We start from the raw sequence: 15,561 nt of genomic DNA, 5'->3' as shown, positions 1-15,561 counted from the left end.
AAGGCTGCCAGTTACCCAGCAGCTCGTTCTTCGTTTTTAGTTGTTTTTTCGTTGTCTTCTTCAATTACATGAAGCCGGTCCGTGATAGCAGCCGGGATCTTAACGCCGATCTGAGCCAAGTTCTCAGTAATTGAAAGCCCCTCATTGGCAATATAAAAAAGAACGGTTCCAAATGTAAGAACACCGTTCAAATTGAGAATAGTATCGACGATATTTGCCAAGATGACCACTAGAAAGCTAAGCATTTTTCGGACATAACCAAACCAAGCACTCCGACTACGTAACTTCTTGAATTTCCAGGCCTTAATTACGCCTGTTATAACGTCAAGAATGCTGAGAACTAGCAATAAATCAAGGTATTTCACACCACCAAACAGATAAATTCTCGCTAAATCCAACGTTTCAAAGTTAATAAACACACTCGTTTCCTCCATTTCTTTATCACCTCCTTAGAGGCAAAATAAAAGGACAGCCGGATTTTATGAGACGGCCGTCCCTCTTACTGAAAAGTTTCCATTTGTTAACGCTGTGAGCTCCATCGTGATTTCTTTAAAACCGGTAATGTCAAAAGACCAGGCTTCCGATTTTCCTTTTGTGCTAGTGGCATACGTTCCGTCATCCACTTTCTGCCCTCTCAGGGCTCTTTTTGTTCCTGATAGGGATTTACCCCAGAATTTCAATTCGCTTGTCTCAGCTGTCCCATAAACCTCAATGAGCAACGTTTTAAATGATCCAACAGTGAACGGAGTACCTTCCCCAATCGTTTCTGTTTTATCGTGAAAAATAACATCTATCGTTTTTGCTTGAGTGTCTAATGAGCCGAGATTCAAGCCTTCAGTCTGAACTTTTAAGCGGCCATCATCGGTTAAGCCGCTCTTATCTATTTGCATAGTGAGCGGAGCAGCTGTCGTAATTGGAACAGCTTGTTTAATATTTATATCTTCTTCCCCAGCGCCCAGCGACTGATAAAGTAAGAAATCAGACTGTTGCAGATTACCGTTTGCATACCTGAAGCGGAAATATCGTTTAGTTAAATGAATCCACTCAGTCTCGCCAAGCGTATTTGCTTTAACAACCAATGAAGAGATTGTGGTCCATGAATTCATATCGTTACTTTCTTCAATGAATAAGGTACCTTCACGATCAGAATAAGCGTGACCTTTTACTTTTGAAATTAAAACCTGACCTAATCGATCTTGTCCATATTGCGTGTAGACTTCAGTGGCTTTTAAAACTGCGTTCGTCAGCAGCTCTGAATTACCGGAGATTGAAGCTACCGGCACAACAAAATCTCTGTTTCCTTCTCTGTATGGCTTGGCTGCCCCCGGCTTACCAGTTGCATCTGTTGAAAATTGAAAACTATATGATGCCATTATAAATCCTCCTTGCTATTGTAGATCATTAGTGGTGAGCATGGGTTTACAACGGAACCACCTCCTTTAAGGAAAAATAAAAAAGCCCTAAATGGCTTCTCCTGTGATCTCTTTATACTGTTCAGCTGTAATGAGTTTTTTCTCTATTCCTTCCTGTAAATCTTCGGGCGAACAATCTTTGAGATGAATTGCCTGTTTCACCATTTCAGAAGAAGCCCAGTTATAATGCAAAGCCAGCACCCAATAATTCATGAACCTTGCCCTCCTTGTAGAGTAAGCAGTTGCAACTTTATTTTTGAAAGCTCGCTTCCCAAAGTTTGGTTTAATTCTTCAAGCTGTTTACGAGCCAGTTTTTCCTGTGACAACTCTCTTGCAAGTAGATCCACTTGAACTGGTGGTTCATATGCAGATGTACTCTGAAGCTCTTCCCACCAAGTTTTTAACTCTGCTTCCGTGGGTATAGGTGCCCTAATATTCCACTCTGCTATATATGAGGGAGTTCCATCACCATTATTCTGGACAATAAAATCCTTTGTGGGATCAGCTGTTGGGTATTTAAAAAGAATAGCTTCACCTATATTCATCGTTACCTCCTAAAATCTTGGATAGTTTCGGCCTCCAAGTTCTTGTATATCAAAAAAGTTAAATACACCATTTTTATCATCTACTGCCCTTTTCAGTGTTTCGTCTCCTCCGTAATTACAGTAGCACCAGATTTCAACGTAATCTCCTTTATTCATGGGTACAGTCGCATTGCCGTTTAAACCAAGATTCATCCCATTATCCTTTTCCTGAAAGTCTCCTCTTACATGGTGCAGTGTTTTATATGCTTTTCCATTTAGGTAAACCTTCAAATGAAAGTTTATATAAGATGTATAATTTAAGGTATATATACTTGCCCCGATTAAGTACATTCCATCGTTCGGAGCAATAAATCGATTGTTTTTAGTATCAAAAGCATTATGGCTATCCTTGATGACCCTGTTAAATGCAATTTTAGTGTGATCAATCTTTTTTAAATACTGAACACCTGTAGTTCCAATATTCGCATGAGCAAAACCTGATATCTTTTGCCACGGAGTCCAGCCTGAACCACTCCACCAGTGTCTAATCCAAACTCCTGTACTGTCATAGTAAGTCCCAGACTCATTCCCTGTTCCGTAAAAGTATTGAGTGAAACGGTAATTATTATATTTTTCATTTTTGACAATGCCATAACCCAAGGGGTAGCCTGTAGTATTTCCCTGCCCAATGTCCATTAAGGTCAGTCCTAAAGGATATTCTTCCCCTCCTGTTCTTGCATCTTGAATAGCATTGTCTCCAGTAATTAACGTCAGATTGTTATTTTTATAGTTGGTATCCACGTAATATTTTGCATCCGATAAAGCCTTATCCGCTTTTTCCTGAGCTCCGACAATTGTTTCTTTTGCATTCCAATTCTCCCGTTCCACTGGTGTAATGTGCCGTTGTAAATCATTACGATGCTCTTCAAATTCTTTTTTCGAAGCTTGCTGTACATTATCAACGTTCCCTAGCCCGATTTGCGCCTTTGTTGTATTGTGAGGGTTGTTCATGTCATTTTTATGTACAGCTAAATCTTTATGCGCATCTTGAATGCCTTTCTCCCAACGGTTCACATCATCTTCATTAATCGGATCGTCCGGGAGCCAATCTGTTTTTGCATCATAAGCCATTGTTAAACCACCTCAAAAGTAATCCTAAAATCTAGCGTTCTATTATTACTAACGTCTAAATCTGTTGTTCTTTCCGTAATCACGTTGTTTTGATCATCAAGTATCTGAACACTCTTAATATGTTTGATGTCTTCCTCTCGTTGAGTAAGCACCGTGACAACGGCACCCTGAATGGTGAGTTCCACAATTTCTGTTTCATTTCCATTCAGCAGCACTTTCGATATTCTATTTTTCAAATCTGCAGCTGTACGCTCTCTATAAAGCTGTGTAATCATACAAGGACCACCTCGTTATTATTGAGCGTGACGGAATAACCTACCTTTAGCTCACTTGCTTTTCGATACCTTCTGTTATTCAAAATGACAGTATCTTTTATTTGGAGTGGCTCATTCAAAGCAGCTCGCAAGGTATATGCCAAATGAGCTGGCTTCATATTCTCCAATGTTTCTATGAGCTCGCTCATATGCTGCATATCATCTATATCAATATCAACCTTAAAACGGTACTCTCCGGGAAGCAGCCGAACCTGAGCTGACGGATTTTTCAGGAACCGGTTCAACGCGTGTTCAATGGCCCTATATGTTGCCGGCGGTATATTGGACATTTTAGAGATTAGGCGCAATCGGCGGATCTCATCGGTGTCACCTGATTCCCGCGGTACGTTCAAAATCTTTTCCCATCGTTCAAGCCCCCAGGTTGCCGTAGTAACAAACAGCTGATCTGTCAGATCAAAGATGCTGTTATTTTGCTTCTCAAATTCCGGAGCTTCCGCTTTAAGAAGTTCAGCCATTTCCTTTAACTTGGTAAGGAACGGCGGCAGGTAAGCAGTCATTTCATCGAGTTTGCTCAATGATGTTCACCTGCCCCAATTTAGGGATTTCGACGGCACTCAGAACCAAATTTTCGGCCACGCCGTTGATTTTAATATCTGCGTAATCACTTACTGAAGGTGAATTGTAGACGATATTATTAATCTGCGATAAACGGATGACGTTATCTTCAAAGGCAATCTTTTTAAAAAGATTTAAAACACCTGATTCAATTTCTTGCTTTACCTGATCGATAGAGCTATTGACCTCGGGAAGTACCTCGGCTGAAATCTCAACCTCTTTCCATACCGCACTCTCCACTGTGACAAAGGCACCTATTGGCGCTTGTCCCTCACCTTGTCCGGGTTCAGGATCAATATAGTTTTTCACCTTTGATATTAAAATATCGGAAGCAGGTTCCAAGTTAGCATTGGTCACGACAATTTTGACTGTACCGTCCCCGTTCCAAAGCGGAAAGACCTTTACCTTCCCCACTCCGTCTACTTCTTCAGCCCATTGTTTATAGTGTGCTTTATTGGCACTGACAGCTTCTCGACGCACGCGGGTAAAATATCTAGCTCTTAAACTGTCATCATCCTCTTCTTCACGTCCAGGAATCAGAATCTCTTTCACAATCGCTTTTTGAAGCCCAGGTATAGTGTCTAATGACAATAGATTCTGACCGGATATGTTTGCGTTCCCTGCTTCCCCCGCTGTTTCACACTCCAACGTCCCGTCAGCTGTGTATTGAAAATAAAGATTATCAACATAAAAGCGAGACCCTACAGGAATGGTCACGCCTTCAGTAAACTCCCCTGCCCTGACTGCTTTTGTGGCAGCAGTCCGCTCAATGCCTGCTTCAGTAGCTCGTCGATCTAAAAATTCCCCTTGGGCCGTGTCTGAGAAGACAAGTTCCAGAACAGTATCGAGCCAAATATAAGACTTGGCCAATTCTGCGGCTACAGGAGCTAACGCGTTATAAATCACGCTGCCTTCCCTTTTATCAATGTCCGCTGAAATGCTGTTCAACATTCGATCCATAATCGATTCATAGGTTTGATCTTCAAACATCCTCGCCAAGCACCTCCTCGATCTCCAATGTTCCTTCGTCAGTCTCGACTGTAAAGGAGACACGGAACGATTCGCCTTGTTTTTCTATTTCAAAATCTGTAACAGCAGAAATCCGATCGTCATAGATCAGTGCTTCCTCTATCAGCCGAGGGATCTCCATTTTCTTATATGCGTCTGTTGTTTCGTTATCTGCCAGCACGTCTTGAAGTTCATTTCCAATGTCATGACTGTAAACAGAATATGCGTATCGCTCAGTATGGAGAGACAAATATACAAACTGCTTGATCGCTTCAAGGCCTGTGATGATTTCATTTGTGATACGGCCATTTTCAAAATCTATTTTGTAGGTTTGCGAGGTCTCTATGACTTCGCTGTCATCTTCTATATCCTCAAACTCGATTTCCGGAGACAAAGCCATTCCAAACACCTCCTATATTTTGTCGAGAATAAAAAATGATTGCCCGCCTTTTAAGGAGACAATCATCACACGCTCACCTGTATTTAATGCTTCTTCACCGGCCCGCAGCCGCTTTGGAACAATAATCAAATCAGCAGGTATTATTAATTTGTCATTTTCATTAAGCCTTATTTCAACAGGGGAAACGGAAACCACTTCAGCCGGTAGAATATCCACTGGCGACTCAGAATCAACTGCACGGACAGCCAAATGTTTGATTGCTTCACTTAATCTCATGAGGAAACACCATCAGGGATAGAATTTTTCTCAACCACATCAATGGTCATCGTGTGTGTCGATCCTTTAAATTCGTGTTTATCTGTATCAATCCAGTATGTTTTCTTAACCCCGACTTCCGGAATTGAAATATAGACGGGCAAACCACTCTGAAGATCTGGAATCCCAATTGCTTGAATACTTTTGAGTTCTTTTTTGACGCCTTTCTTCTGTGCCTGTTTAACTTTCGCACGCTGCTGCAACTGTGCTTGGTTAATGTTATCTGATACTGTTTCAACATACTGAAGGATGCCGTATTTGCTTATGCCTGCGCTGTCGCTTGCGGTGGCTGTGTATGTTTTATTGTCTTTCTGCCGGCGGAGCTTTACTTTTGTGGCTGTGTCATTAATTGAAGTGCTGTATTGATAGCCGGTAATGTTCACACCCGTCTCCAGCACCCATACTTCCGACGGATCAGGCCAAGCGCGAAGGCCAAGCTTTCCCTTCGCAGAATATAATTGATAATTCCTTCCGGTTTGGCTTTTCGTTTGTTTCAAGGCTTTCAGAATCATGTCATAAAGGCTCGTATCATCTTTGAACACAAGTGATTTAATTGTATGACCTGTGTTTGCAATAGACATTGTGGGAATTTGAAAGTCTCTTGCCAGACGTTTTATGATCTCGTCTGCACGCTTATTAGAGAAAACATAAACATCCTTGTTTTTGACCAGATATTGCAGCATATCATAAGCCGTAAAGGTCAGCCCGTGTTCTTCCGGATTGCGAGAAAACACAATGCCCCGGAACAGTTCTTTGCCCTTCCACTTAAATAAAACTGTATCCCCTTCAGATACGCTGTAATATGAGTGGGTTCCCTGTTTTGTAATGATCTTGGCCGTGATCGATCGCGGCGCCTGATACCGTTGCCCTTCGAGGGAAACACTTTCAGTTACCAGCTCAAGCCATTCCGTTTCTTTAATGACGAAAAGTTCTATCATGTCATCACCTGCTTATTGCGGTATCTTTAATTTTTGACCAGGAAAGATCCAATGTCCTGGCTGCCTGATATTCCGTTTGCTTCGTTTGATCATCGCCTTTTTATTGACGTTCCAAATCTTGCGCCATTTTGTGCTGTCCCCATAAAATTTGCCGGCAAGGTCCCACAAGGTATCCCCTTTTTTAACCGTGTATGTTTTAGGAGCTGATTTAGACGGCCGTTTTTTCTTCGTCTTTTTCTTCTGCTTGATCTTCCGCGGCGCAGCGGTTTTGTATTCCTTCAATTTGATTTCATAATCACGATCACCTATGTCTTTTTGACCCTCACTATAAGAAAAGCCCTCAATGCTGCAGGTGAAGTTTATTTTCGTGCCAGTAATCAAAAATTGAACCGGCTTTTTCGCTTTTGCCCATTTCTCAATCTTAGCGATAGCATTTTCAGGAGAAGGAAATCCCTTATACTCAGCAAGCGGACTGTGTTTCTTTGGAAAAAAAGAAGAGAACGAAATCTCTTTCGCTCCCGGTTTATCTATAAAAGTGATCTCCCCAAAACTGGCCACTTTTACTGATTCATTTTGAATTGTGTTGGATATATCAATTTGTTCAGGAAGGACAGGAAGCCGCAGCTTGTCCTTCCCTTGTGAAATCCAGAATTCATAAACAGATCTAGTCAAACGCGACGACTCCCTTCGTACCGATGTTAATATCCTGTTCAAGCTCAGCGACAAGGGCCTGCTTAATCTTAGCTACAAGACTGTTCATGTCTTGGTCATTGTGAAAATGCTGATCGCCATTAAACTGAATAATGACCTCTTTGCCACCTGCAGCTTTAAACGTTGTTTGATTACGACCCGTTGTGGCAGCTGTTACCTGACCTGAAGATAATTCAGTTTGACCTTTTTCAGATGGGTCTGTGACTTCCATTCCGAGTGCCTTAGCTGCTTGGGCTAATAAATAACGTCCACGGATGCCTCGCTCCTCCGGAATGATCCATTCCCTTTTGTTTCCTTCACCGACACGGGCAATCTGCTCTTTGGTAATAAGTCCGCCGTTAGCGTAGCCAACATATGGACCTCCATGTCTCATGCTTCTAATGCCTGGTACATTATTAATTGATCCATATCTGCTTTTGATATAGCCAATCGCAGCAGCAGCGTTGTGAATCGGGTTAAGAATGTTATTCATGCCCGGCAATTTGTGTGCGTTGAAGGTACTTGGGATTGTCTGCATGAGCCCCTGAGATGGATGTCCTGCTTTCGCATTACTATCCCATAAGTTGATTGCCTTCGGATTACCGCCTGACTCATGCTGAGCAATTGTCATCAGCCCTGGAAGCCAGCTCATCGGTGTCTTTGTAGCCATGATAGCAGCCATGAGCCATTGCTTCACATTTCCGCTTACTGCGCCCATTCCAGAATAAGCGGCAGCTAGTGAGCCTGCTTGTTTTTCAGCAAACTTTTTTACATCAACAGAATCCAGACCTTTTACAATACCTATAGAGGCAAAACGCCCAAGACTCATCATGACACGGGAAGGTGAATGAATATCCAGCTCTTCACGAAATGCCTTCTCAACTTTTTTCGCCAGTTCCTTGGCAGCCTCATTGACTTCACTTGCCTTAGAAGTCATGCCTGAAACAAAATTACCGATCATACCGCTTCCCCATCCGTTTGATGATTCTTTAGAGCGGATAAACGGCTTGTTAATATGAGTGCTGACGTATTGATCAGTACCAGTTTGTGAGCTATTTTGTCCGGAAGCAAAACCTTTGATCGTTCCGCTTCCCCATGATGAAGATTTATTAACAGTGTTCTGAAATGGCATTTTAACCTTCGTCTGCAAGAAGCCATCTGTACCGGTCGAAGTGCTGTTTTGACCTTTAGCATAACCATTGACCACTTGCTTTCCGTAATTCGGAGAATAAGAGATTAAATTGTTCATTGGTTGTCCAACGTTTTTCTGTTTCCATGCTTCCATAGAAACAACATTATCTCTAATTCCTTGATCAAAGCTCTTCGTGAACTGTTGACCAAATGATGTTGCTTGTTCATCAAGACTGGATGTGTCAATAATAGGAGATACAGAAGCAGTCACCGCCGCACTACGGACTAGCGGGGAAGTTGCCGGTTCACCTCCTGCAGATGAAGCAGACGCTATATCATCAACCACACTCATCCCTAATTTCGAAGCAGCTTGAGAAAGGAGCATTTTGCCGCGACCTTTATTATTCTCAACAGGGATAACGAATTCTTTACCAGCTTCACCAATCCAAGATATTGTTGGCTTCGTAATGTAACCACCAGTAGCATGTTTCTTTGGCTTTTCTTTTCCCGAACCAAATAAATAATTTACGCCACTCTTCACATATCCCCACGCTTTACCAGCAGTTTTTTTCGCACTTGAAGCTACTTTACCACCAACTTCTTTTACCCCGCCTAAAATACTGCTTCCCAATTCCTTTACACTCTGCCACTTTTCAGACCACCACTTCTTACTAAAAAGGGTTTCTGAGATGGAACTCTTAACACTTTTCCATATTGATTTAGCATTGTCCCATTTATTTTTGGACCAGCTTTTTACACTTTCCCATTTTCCTGACCACCACTTCTCGCTAAATAGAGTGGATTTCAGCTTTCCTTTAACTGATTGCCAAACAGAAGACGCGCTGTCCCACTTACTTTGAGCCCAACTTTTTACGCCTTCCCATTTACCTGACCACCACTTCTCACTAAACAAAGTGGATTTTATTTTTCCCTTTACGGACTCCCAAACAGATGATGCACTATTCCATTTGTTTTGTGCCCAGCTTTTAACGCCAGACCACTTTTCAGACCACCATTTTTGATCAAATAATGTACTGTTTAGTTTCTTCTTTACTTCTGAACCATCAAACGCTTTACCTAAACTTGAGCCGCCCATGGTGCCTGCTATACCACCAACTAATCCACCAATAGCTGTTCCCACTCCTGGAATAACACTGCCAATAGCTGCTCCTGTAGCCGCTCCAGCAAGGCCACCGCCAGCTGATCCAATTTTTTCACCAACATTATCTTTATTCATCCCAATTAAATCGGTTGCCGCTAACGCTGTTCCTAATAGAGGGACTCCCTTTGCAAACTTGCCAACACTTTTCAGAGGACTTAAGACTTTCCCGAACTTCGATGTACCGCCTGCAGCTCTACCAGCTGAGTATAGCTCCGATCTCGTAGTGATTATTGCTGATCTTGAATCTCTAGTTGGATTAGTACCTACAGTTCTACCGGAACGCCTTCTCTCCAACCGTTCAGATGACACAGCAATTGAACTATCAGAAGGGTTCATTCGGTTTGGATTACCGCGTCGACCTAAAACTCTTTTCCCTCGTCTTCTACGAATGCGATCATTTTTACCTCCATCGCTACAACAGCAATATGTCAAGCTGCCGCTTCGAGGTAAACTCGTTGGACCTGTGGCAGTTTTGGATTCTCTGCCCCTTGTGCTAGCATTACGATTACTGTTTCTATTCCTCCTTTCACTTTGCGTATTAGTACCAGCTTTAGGAGTACGTTTTGGAATTAATTTTCGGATTACGCCTGCTGCATCACTTCCGACAGTACCTATGCCTTTTAACAGCGGACGAAGTATTTTCAAATAACCAATCAATCCAATTAAAGAGGGGATCACAACTTTAATCGCTGTTTTCAAATCATCCCAATGGTTGACGCTCCACTCAATGGCTACGTTTAACTTATCACCTATCTCCTCACCTAGATCAGCAATATCTTTTTTGATCTCTTTAAGTTTTTCCTGACCTTCTTTACTGTTAATGAACGAGCTGATTTTATCAAAGGCCGGTCCTAATCCAGTTAGCAGAGAGGTTCCCATATCCTTAGATATGCTTTCAAAATCTCTCATGGCATCATTAACCGGTGTCATCGGGTTATTATCCCGAAGTTTCGTAAAGCTTCGTTCCAATTCACCGCTTGTTTTGGCACTTGTACCAATACCCTCAGCCATATCTAAAATAGGCCGCTTAAGGTCTTCATATTGTGTCCCGATAAGCTCAGTCGCAATAGCAGCCCGCTTTGTTTTGTCTTTCACTTTAGAAAGGGCTTTTGCCACCCTAAATAAACTTTCCTCTCCGCTTATTGAACCATCTTTGAAGCCCTTGAACATTTTCTTAGTTTCCTTGGCTCCGAACAGTGTTTTAAATGCGTCCACTTGACTATCAGACATTTCGGTTCGGCGGATGTTAAACTCACGCATACTATCGGCTAGGTTATCGAAGTTTCTGGCTCCACCCTTTGTTCCTTTTATCATCGCGTTTGCAATTTGGCCGCCTGTGAGCTTCAAGTCTTTAAAGGTGGAACTGTATTCATTCATCGTGTCTAATAAATCATCAGCCTGGTCACCGGCATTCCGGTATACATAAGCAATTAAGTCTCCGCTTTGTTTCCCAGACAATTTCAAGTTGTTATACATTGAACTGAAAGCACGATCTACCTCTGCCTGATCAGCATTCATAAGCTGGGCAATCTTACTTGATGACTCAGTCAATTCAGCCAGAGCTTTTTTAGACGCCCCTGTCTGTTGCGATAAGTTTCTTAGAGATAAACTGACTTCTTCCCGAGAACTGCCCGCTTTATTGTTGAAATAGATCTGGTCTGTCATTCTAGCAGCGTCTTTTTTGCTGACTTTCGAAGTCGCTGAAACATAAGCGTCTTGGGACATAGCGCTTTTCCCGCTACCCATAATTGCACCAGCCGACAGTCCGCCGCCAACTGCCAGGGTGACAGTAGCGTTTTTCAGGCCGTCTAATTTTGCCTCAATTGCATCCAAAACCGCTGAAGCTTTGTCTTTAATAGAAACAGTAGGCTCAGCATGTTCGCTGTCTACATCGGACACATGGCGCCGGATCTCATCTAATTGGTTTGACGCATGATCACGAACTGAAACAGTTGGTTCAGCGTGCGAGCGATTCAAATCAGAGAGACCTCCACGAATTAAGCGAAACCGTGGTGTAGCCTGATCATTAACGGAAACCGTCACCTCATGGCTACCCTCAGTAAGATCCTCTGTTTGCTGGCGTATAGAACGCAAACCATTTGAAACCCGATCATCTAAACCGACTTCAATTGATCGAGCCCGCCCAGTCAAGCGGCTTGCTGATCGGTCAATTCGTCTCATAACCCGCTCTGTTCGATCTTCAGCATCAAAAATAAGAGGGCCATTAGCGGCCCTCTGAAGTCTCTCTGCATTCCCTTGTATCTTTCGAAGCTTTCGGGTGATCTTATCTTGTAAATCAAACGTAGCTGTTAGTTTAGCCATAGTTAATTACCTCCCTTCTTCGCTTCCTTTTCTAACAGCTCAAGCTTGTAACTGATCAAACCATATAAGAGCGCCTTGAATTCTCTCGGCGCCTCATATAGTTCTTGTAATTCTGACGGGGCATATTTGAGCTCGTGCATAGCATAATAAAGATACACGGTCTCTTTATCCCCGCCCTTTATTAGTTTTTTGCTGCTTCTTCAAGGTCTTCGGGATCATCCTCAAAACCATTGATCTCAATTGCTTTGTTCAGCCAGTTTGCATATTCACCGCCGACCGAAAGAACACGTTTTGCAACTTCCACCGGATCTTCTGTTTTGTAAGCTTCGCGCAGCTCTTTAGACTTAAAGTTCGGGTAAACAGTTGTTTCAACTGCAATACGAGCATAAAAGCGTTGGCTGTCCAAATCTTTTACACGGCCGCGTCCTTTTACATTTTTGTAAGTGGTGTTTTCTTTCTCGAGCTCGTCAATTCGTTCAGTGGTAATAGCTTTGAATACAAACGGAATCACCTTTCCTTGCTTGTCAACAAATCGCTTTGAAATAGGCACTTCTACTTCTTCCGCTTCAATTGTTTGTCCTGGCATAAAGAATGAAAGATCATATACTTTTTCGTTTTGTTTTTCGCTCATGTTAATTAGCTCCTTTTGTTTTGGTTGTCTATAGGCAATAAAAAAACACTCTCGGAGTTTGAGAGTGTTATGGTACAATATGGTTTAAGTACAAATGATTCGGCTTTCAAGGTGGGCGGCTACACCCTTTAGAAAGGGGGTGTTGCCATGACAACTTATCAAGCGATTTACTTAATGATTGCTTTCGGTATGTTCACCGTGAGCCTTCTGACGTTCATCGTTGCCTTGTTGTCGCTACTAAAGAAAAAATAGACCCACCCTTGAGAGCCCGCTAAAGTTCTAAGGGATTGGTCTATTCGAAAATCCTCTAATGAGCTGCCCATTGGGCCTCATTCATTTGTACCGACCCGGTGGCCGCCGGGTCTTTTTTTATTTTATGCATTTCAACAAAAAGAAATACATTGAAGCTTATCTAGTTACTATCAGTAGTATCGATACTATCAATACTATTCCCGTTGGAAGTGATTATAACACATTTATATAATTATTTGTGTCATCTGTAACCTTTTTCTGTTACTTTATTTATCTAAAAATTAGAATGTTGATTTCAACTGTTCAGGAACATCAAAGTCTTCAAAGGTAAACGGCACCTCTTCTTCTAATGCTTCTGAATCAACGTCAAGGCTCGCAACTTTCGCAGAATCAAAGTTGACATCGTACAGAGTGACTCGTTCTGTGCCTCGTCCGGAAGATTTATCATCCAGGACAGCCTGCAGCGTGAAGTATGGATCTTCCCCCTTCTTGACGTAGTTCATCATTAGAACCACAAATTGAGAAGTCACTTTATAAAAAGTAGCCGTCCCTGTTCCGTTTGCACCAGTTGTTTTGTGACCAGTCATCCGGCGTCCCATGATATTGACCTCAGATTTATTTTTTTCAATATTGGCTTCAAACGTTTTGATATGAGCCATTTCTTCTCCATCAAGAAACAGCCTGCCTTCTTTTCCTGAGATTGTGTTTTGCGCTTTTAATGCCATTCTTATTTCACCTCAACGTTAAAGTAGAATTTCTCAGCTGCATCAACTGGCTGCACAGCAAGATCAATCAGGAAACCGTCACGATCGCTATTCAGGGCAATTGTGATGTCATTCTCTGAATCAAAATTGGTAATGCCCCCGTTATCTTGAAGAACACTCAAGTATTGAGTAATCAATGTTTTCACGAATTGAAGACCGTCATTTGTAGCAGGAACGTCGCTGCCGCTCGCTTTACGGGACTTAATCAATGCTTTCAATTGTGATGTCAGGTCATTATTGATTGCATCCAGCACCCGCACAATTTTGTTTTTCTGGAACATCTTATTCTTCTCAGCTGTAAGACTTGTGAGAGAATTAATATCCTTCTCAACAGAAACAGATTTGTCTCGAGAATCATAAGTAAACAGGAATTCCCCGTTCGCCAGCCGCTGAATTACCTGGTCGTTATCCAGTCGAGTAAGGACGTCCACCGCTCCCGCATATTCTACGAACGTAAGCGACTGATTGAACGTCGCTCCCGCGCTGGCGCCGGCAACCCAAGCAGTGGCTTTTTCCGGAGTGATCTCCGTTCCATCTTCAAGCAGAACCCCACCTGTGACATTAATAATACCTTCGTGATCGCCTTTGTAATTAGAGAGTACGCCTTGAACCTTTAAGCCTTGATTATCTCTCAGCCGTTTGATGAATGCGACAAACGTCGCTTTCAATTGCTCGTTATCCTCAACAGGTAGCGCGATTGTGTCAAAGTATTCAGTTTCAGCCGCTTCCAAGAAAGCTGTGTAATCAGCATTTGTCGGTGTCTTGTCTGTTCCACCTGACAAGCGGATTCCGGAAGATGACGGAAGGTCCCCGCTGACATCCTCCGGAGCTGTTCCTGTTAGGGGAATCGAAACTGTTAGATCCCCTTTGCCTGTAAATTCGACAAGTTTATTTGCTTTCAGTTCCTCGGCTTTAGATACCGTTTGCTTATCGACTTCTGACTGATCAAGATAGGTTGTGACATCAACTTTTGAAGAATCAATAACGTTTTCTGTAATTCTGATAATGATGTCATTTCCTTTAGTTCCGCCATAAAGAGCGGTTGCCTTTACGCCTTCACTAATGTCTGCTTGAGCACGCAGCCCCTCCGTCAAACGGTAAAGTAAGACTGTACTTGCCTTCTTCATTGCCTCACGAAGAAGCAACAATGAAGGATCATCAATGTTTAATCCCACTTTTTTATTCAAGTCCTCGATTGAAGAGATAGAAATGAATTTCTTAACCTCTCCCCAGCTGGATGCTATCGGCAGCGCAACTGTTCCGCGTTCGCCTACTGATACACGATCTTCTGCGGTCGTTTTAAAGTTAAAATAAATACCAGCACGCTCTTTTTCCTTGCCGACTGTAAATGTTCCGCCGTTCATTTATTTGACCTCCTTCTGAAGAAACTGATCAATCAGCTTCTTCGCTTCTGATTTAGTGATTCTGTTTTTTTCTGTATGAAAAAGAGCACCGTCAAACACCTCGGGCCTTACCCCAAAGAGCTCTCGACTGTGCTCTCGCAAATCCTTAATATAAAAAGCATTTTCTGTTCTTTCCTTTTTCGTGGCCATCATTTCACCCCGCTTGTAAATTCAAAGTTTTCAAGAGAAGGATGCTGTTCTCGTTCATACCAATAGCGACTCGTCCAATTTAGAACGATGCTCGCATAATCATCTGAGATCCGGGTTTCTATACGTAATAAGCGAATAAAATCCCCCGTGACTTCACCAGATTCTCGAATGAGCGGAATTAATCCTCTCTTACTTCTAAGTGTATCCGCAATCCTTTCCGCTTCGTTATGAGCCTCCTGCGCGTTTTTATGAAAGAGTTTCACGTTTAAAACATAGGATTTTTGAAACGTAGATACTGTGTCCACCCCATCGACTGTGGAAGCCGGCGGAATGTAAAGAGATGGGACAACAAAGTCCTGCGGTATTTCTTTTTCATACACTTGCACAGGATACAGTTTGTATAGGTAGCCCATAATTGAGCCCACTTCTTGATTCATG

20 protein-coding genes are annotated in these 15,561 nt (G+C 42.5%); 1 reads left to right on the top strand and 19 read right to left on the bottom strand.

Annotation, left to right across the window (positions count from 1 at the left end; all coding sequences use genetic code 11):
• Positions 1-11: 11 nt before the first annotated feature.
• From NYE22_RS04690 to NYE22_RS04620, 15 genes are all read right to left on the bottom strand, one after another.
• On the bottom strand, positions 12-434 hold the full coding sequence (locus NYE22_RS04690; protein WP_019713127.1) for a phage holin family protein: 423 nt from the start codon (positions 432-434) through the stop codon (positions 12-14).
• Between the two features lie 45 nt (positions 435-479).
• A complete protein-coding gene (locus tag NYE22_RS04685) occupies positions 480-1,373 on the bottom strand; it encodes a phage portal protein (protein ID WP_342412354.1) in 894 nt (297 codons plus the stop codon).
• Between the two features lie 87 nt (positions 1,374-1,460).
• A complete protein-coding gene (locus tag NYE22_RS04680) occupies positions 1,461-1,625 on the bottom strand; it encodes an XkdX family protein (protein WP_003229944.1) in 165 nt (54 codons plus the stop codon).
• Positions 1,622-1,957, bottom strand: a complete 336-nt coding sequence (locus NYE22_RS04675) for an XkdW family protein (protein ID WP_009967793.1) — start codon at positions 1,955-1,957, stop codon at positions 1,622-1,624. Before NYE22_RS04675 ends, NYE22_RS04680 begins: the two co-directional genes overlap by 4 nt.
• 9 nt (positions 1,958-1,966) lie before the next feature.
• Positions 1,967-3,067, bottom strand: coding sequence for a pyocin knob domain-containing protein (locus NYE22_RS04670; RefSeq protein ID WP_003229943.1), 1,101 nt, complete (start codon positions 3,065-3,067; stop codon positions 1,967-1,969).
• 2 nt (positions 3,068-3,069) lie between these two features.
• Positions 3,070-3,342: a hypothetical protein gene (locus NYE22_RS04665; RefSeq protein WP_003229942.1), complete on the bottom strand. Its 273-nt coding sequence runs from the start codon at positions 3,340-3,342 to the stop codon at positions 3,070-3,072.
• Positions 3,339-3,917 (bottom strand): YmfQ family protein, encoded by a 579-nt coding sequence (locus NYE22_RS04660; RefSeq protein ID WP_003229941.1) that lies wholly within the window; start codon positions 3,915-3,917, stop codon positions 3,339-3,341. The genes NYE22_RS04665 and NYE22_RS04660 overlap by 4 nt, the downstream gene beginning before the upstream one ends.
• The gene (locus NYE22_RS04655; protein WP_003229940.1) at positions 3,901-4,947 is read right to left on the bottom strand and encodes a baseplate J/gp47 family protein; all 1,047 of its coding nucleotides are present in this window, start codon (positions 4,945-4,947) and stop codon (positions 3,901-3,903) included. Before NYE22_RS04655 ends, NYE22_RS04660 begins: the two co-directional genes overlap by 17 nt.
• Positions 4,940-5,365: a DUF2634 domain-containing protein gene (locus tag NYE22_RS04650; protein WP_004398572.1), complete on the bottom strand. Its 426-nt coding sequence runs from the start codon at positions 5,363-5,365 to the stop codon at positions 4,940-4,942. Before NYE22_RS04650 ends, NYE22_RS04655 begins: the two co-directional genes overlap by 8 nt.
• Positions 5,366-5,377: 12 nt before the next feature.
• Positions 5,378-5,641 carry a DUF2577 family protein gene (locus NYE22_RS04645; RefSeq protein ID WP_003229938.1) on the bottom strand — a complete coding sequence of 88 codons (264 nt, stop codon included), beginning with the start codon at positions 5,639-5,641 and terminating at the stop codon, positions 5,378-5,380.
• The gene (locus NYE22_RS04640) at positions 5,638-6,618 is read right to left on the bottom strand and encodes a hypothetical protein (RefSeq protein WP_003229937.1); all 981 of its coding nucleotides are present in this window, start codon (positions 6,616-6,618) and stop codon (positions 5,638-5,640) included. Before NYE22_RS04640 ends, NYE22_RS04645 begins: the two co-directional genes overlap by 4 nt.
• A gap of 12 nt (positions 6,619-6,630) precedes the next feature.
• A complete protein-coding gene (locus NYE22_RS04635; RefSeq protein WP_003229936.1) occupies positions 6,631-7,290 on the bottom strand; it encodes a LysM peptidoglycan-binding domain-containing protein in 660 nt (219 codons plus the stop codon).
• Complete coding sequence (locus NYE22_RS04630; RefSeq protein ID WP_342412353.1) at positions 7,283-11,923, bottom strand: phage tail tape measure protein; 4,641 nt, start codon at positions 11,921-11,923, stop codon at positions 7,283-7,285. The genes NYE22_RS04635 and NYE22_RS04630 overlap by 8 nt, the downstream gene beginning before the upstream one ends.
• Positions 11,924-11,925: 2 nt before the next feature.
• Positions 11,926-12,063 (bottom strand): hypothetical protein, encoded by a 138-nt coding sequence (locus NYE22_RS04625; protein ID WP_180960774.1) that lies wholly within the window; start codon positions 12,061-12,063, stop codon positions 11,926-11,928.
• Positions 12,064-12,104: 41 nt separating this feature from the next.
• On the bottom strand, positions 12,105-12,554 hold the full coding sequence (locus NYE22_RS04620) for a phage portal protein (protein ID WP_213391359.1): 450 nt from the start codon (positions 12,552-12,554) through the stop codon (positions 12,105-12,107).
• A 147-nt stretch (positions 12,555-12,701) separates the two neighbouring features.
• Here NYE22_RS04620 and NYE22_RS04615 point away from each other — a divergent pair, with 147 nt between their 5' ends.
• Entirely contained in the window at positions 12,702-12,806 is a 105-nt protein-coding gene (locus tag NYE22_RS04615; RefSeq protein ID WP_164834088.1) for a putative holin-like toxin, read from the top strand.
• 281 nt (positions 12,807-13,087) lie between these two features.
• Here the strand turns inward: NYE22_RS04615 and NYE22_RS04610 are convergent, their stop codons facing one another.
• From NYE22_RS04610 to NYE22_RS04595, 4 genes are read right to left on the bottom strand one after another with little or no spacing between them, the layout of a single operon-like run.
• Positions 13,088-13,531 carry a phage tail tube protein gene (locus NYE22_RS04610; RefSeq protein WP_095317842.1) on the bottom strand — a complete coding sequence of 148 codons (444 nt, stop codon included), beginning with the start codon at positions 13,529-13,531 and terminating at the stop codon, positions 13,088-13,090.
• Positions 13,532-13,533: 2 nt separating this feature from the next.
• Complete coding sequence (locus tag NYE22_RS04605) at positions 13,534-14,934, bottom strand: phage tail sheath family protein (protein ID WP_342412134.1); 1,401 nt, start codon at positions 14,932-14,934, stop codon at positions 13,534-13,536.
• Positions 14,935-15,126, bottom strand: coding sequence for a hypothetical protein (locus NYE22_RS04600; protein WP_080010045.1), 192 nt, complete (start codon positions 15,124-15,126; stop codon positions 14,935-14,937).
• The gene (locus tag NYE22_RS04595; RefSeq protein WP_019712743.1) at positions 15,123-15,560 is read right to left on the bottom strand and encodes a DUF6838 family protein; all 438 of its coding nucleotides are present in this window, start codon (positions 15,558-15,560) and stop codon (positions 15,123-15,125) included. The genes NYE22_RS04600 and NYE22_RS04595 overlap by 4 nt, the downstream gene beginning before the upstream one ends.
• Position 15,561: the final 1 nt, after the last annotated feature.

This window comes from Bacillus sp. FSL K6-1560, from assembly GCF_038592935.1.
Classification (GTDB): domain Bacteria; phylum Bacillota; class Bacilli; order Bacillales; family Bacillaceae; genus Bacillus; species Bacillus subtilis.
This window is presented reverse-complemented; position numbering and strand designations above follow the sequence as displayed.

Bases quoted from the DNA above. Each gene is read 5' to 3' on its own strand.
- NYE22_RS04690 (WP_019713127.1), bottom strand. From the start codon at position 434: ATGGAGGAAACGAGTGTGTTTATTAACTTTGAAACGTTGGATTTAGCG.
- NYE22_RS04685 (WP_342412354.1), bottom strand. From the start codon at position 1,373: ATGGCATCATATAGTTTTCAATTTTCAACAGATGCAACTGGTAAGCCG.
- NYE22_RS04680 (WP_003229944.1), bottom strand. From the start codon at position 1,625: ATGAATTATTGGGTGCTGGCTTTGCATTATAACTGGGCTTCTTCTGAA.
- NYE22_RS04675 (WP_009967793.1), bottom strand. From the start codon at position 1,957: ATGAATATAGGTGAAGCTATTCTTTTTAAATACCCAACAGCTGATCCC.
- NYE22_RS04670 (WP_003229943.1), bottom strand. From the start codon at position 3,067: ATGGCTTATGATGCAAAAACAGATTGGCTCCCGGACGATCCGATTAAT.
- NYE22_RS04665 (WP_003229942.1), bottom strand. From the start codon at position 3,342: ATGATTACACAGCTTTATAGAGAGCGTACAGCTGCAGATTTGAAAAAT.
- NYE22_RS04655 (WP_003229940.1), bottom strand. From the start codon at position 4,947: ATGTTTGAAGATCAAACCTATGAATCGATTATGGATCGAATGTTGAAC.
- NYE22_RS04650 (WP_004398572.1), bottom strand. From the start codon at position 5,365: ATGGCTTTGTCTCCGGAAATCGAGTTTGAGGATATAGAAGATGACAGC.
- NYE22_RS04645 (WP_003229938.1), bottom strand. From the start codon at position 5,641: ATGAGATTAAGTGAAGCAATCAAACATTTGGCTGTCCGTGCAGTTGAT.
- NYE22_RS04640 (WP_003229937.1), bottom strand. From the start codon at position 6,618: ATGATAGAACTTTTCGTCATTAAAGAAACGGAATGGCTTGAGCTGGTA.
- NYE22_RS04630 (WP_342412353.1), bottom strand. From the start codon at position 11,923: ATGGCTAAACTAACAGCTACGTTTGATTTACAAGATAAGATCACCCGA.
- NYE22_RS04625 (WP_180960774.1), bottom strand. From the start codon at position 12,063: ATGCACGAGCTCAAATATGCCCCGTCAGAATTACAAGAACTATATGAG.
- NYE22_RS04620 (WP_213391359.1), bottom strand. From the start codon at position 12,554: ATGAGCGAAAAACAAAACGAAAAAGTATATGATCTTTCATTCTTTATG.
- NYE22_RS04615 (WP_164834088.1), top strand. From the start codon at position 12,702: ATGACAACTTATCAAGCGATTTACTTAATGATTGCTTTCGGTATGTTC.
- NYE22_RS04610 (WP_095317842.1), bottom strand. From the start codon at position 13,531: ATGGCATTAAAAGCGCAAAACACAATCTCAGGAAAAGAAGGCAGGCTG.
- NYE22_RS04605 (WP_342412134.1), bottom strand. From the start codon at position 14,934: ATGAACGGCGGAACATTTACAGTCGGCAAGGAAAAAGAGCGTGCTGGT.
- NYE22_RS04600 (WP_080010045.1), bottom strand. From the start codon at position 15,126: ATGATGGCCACGAAAAAGGAAAGAACAGAAAATGCTTTTTATATTAAG.
- NYE22_RS04595 (WP_019712743.1), bottom strand. From the start codon at position 15,560: ATGAATCAAGAAGTGGGCTCAATTATGGGCTACCTATACAAACTGTAT.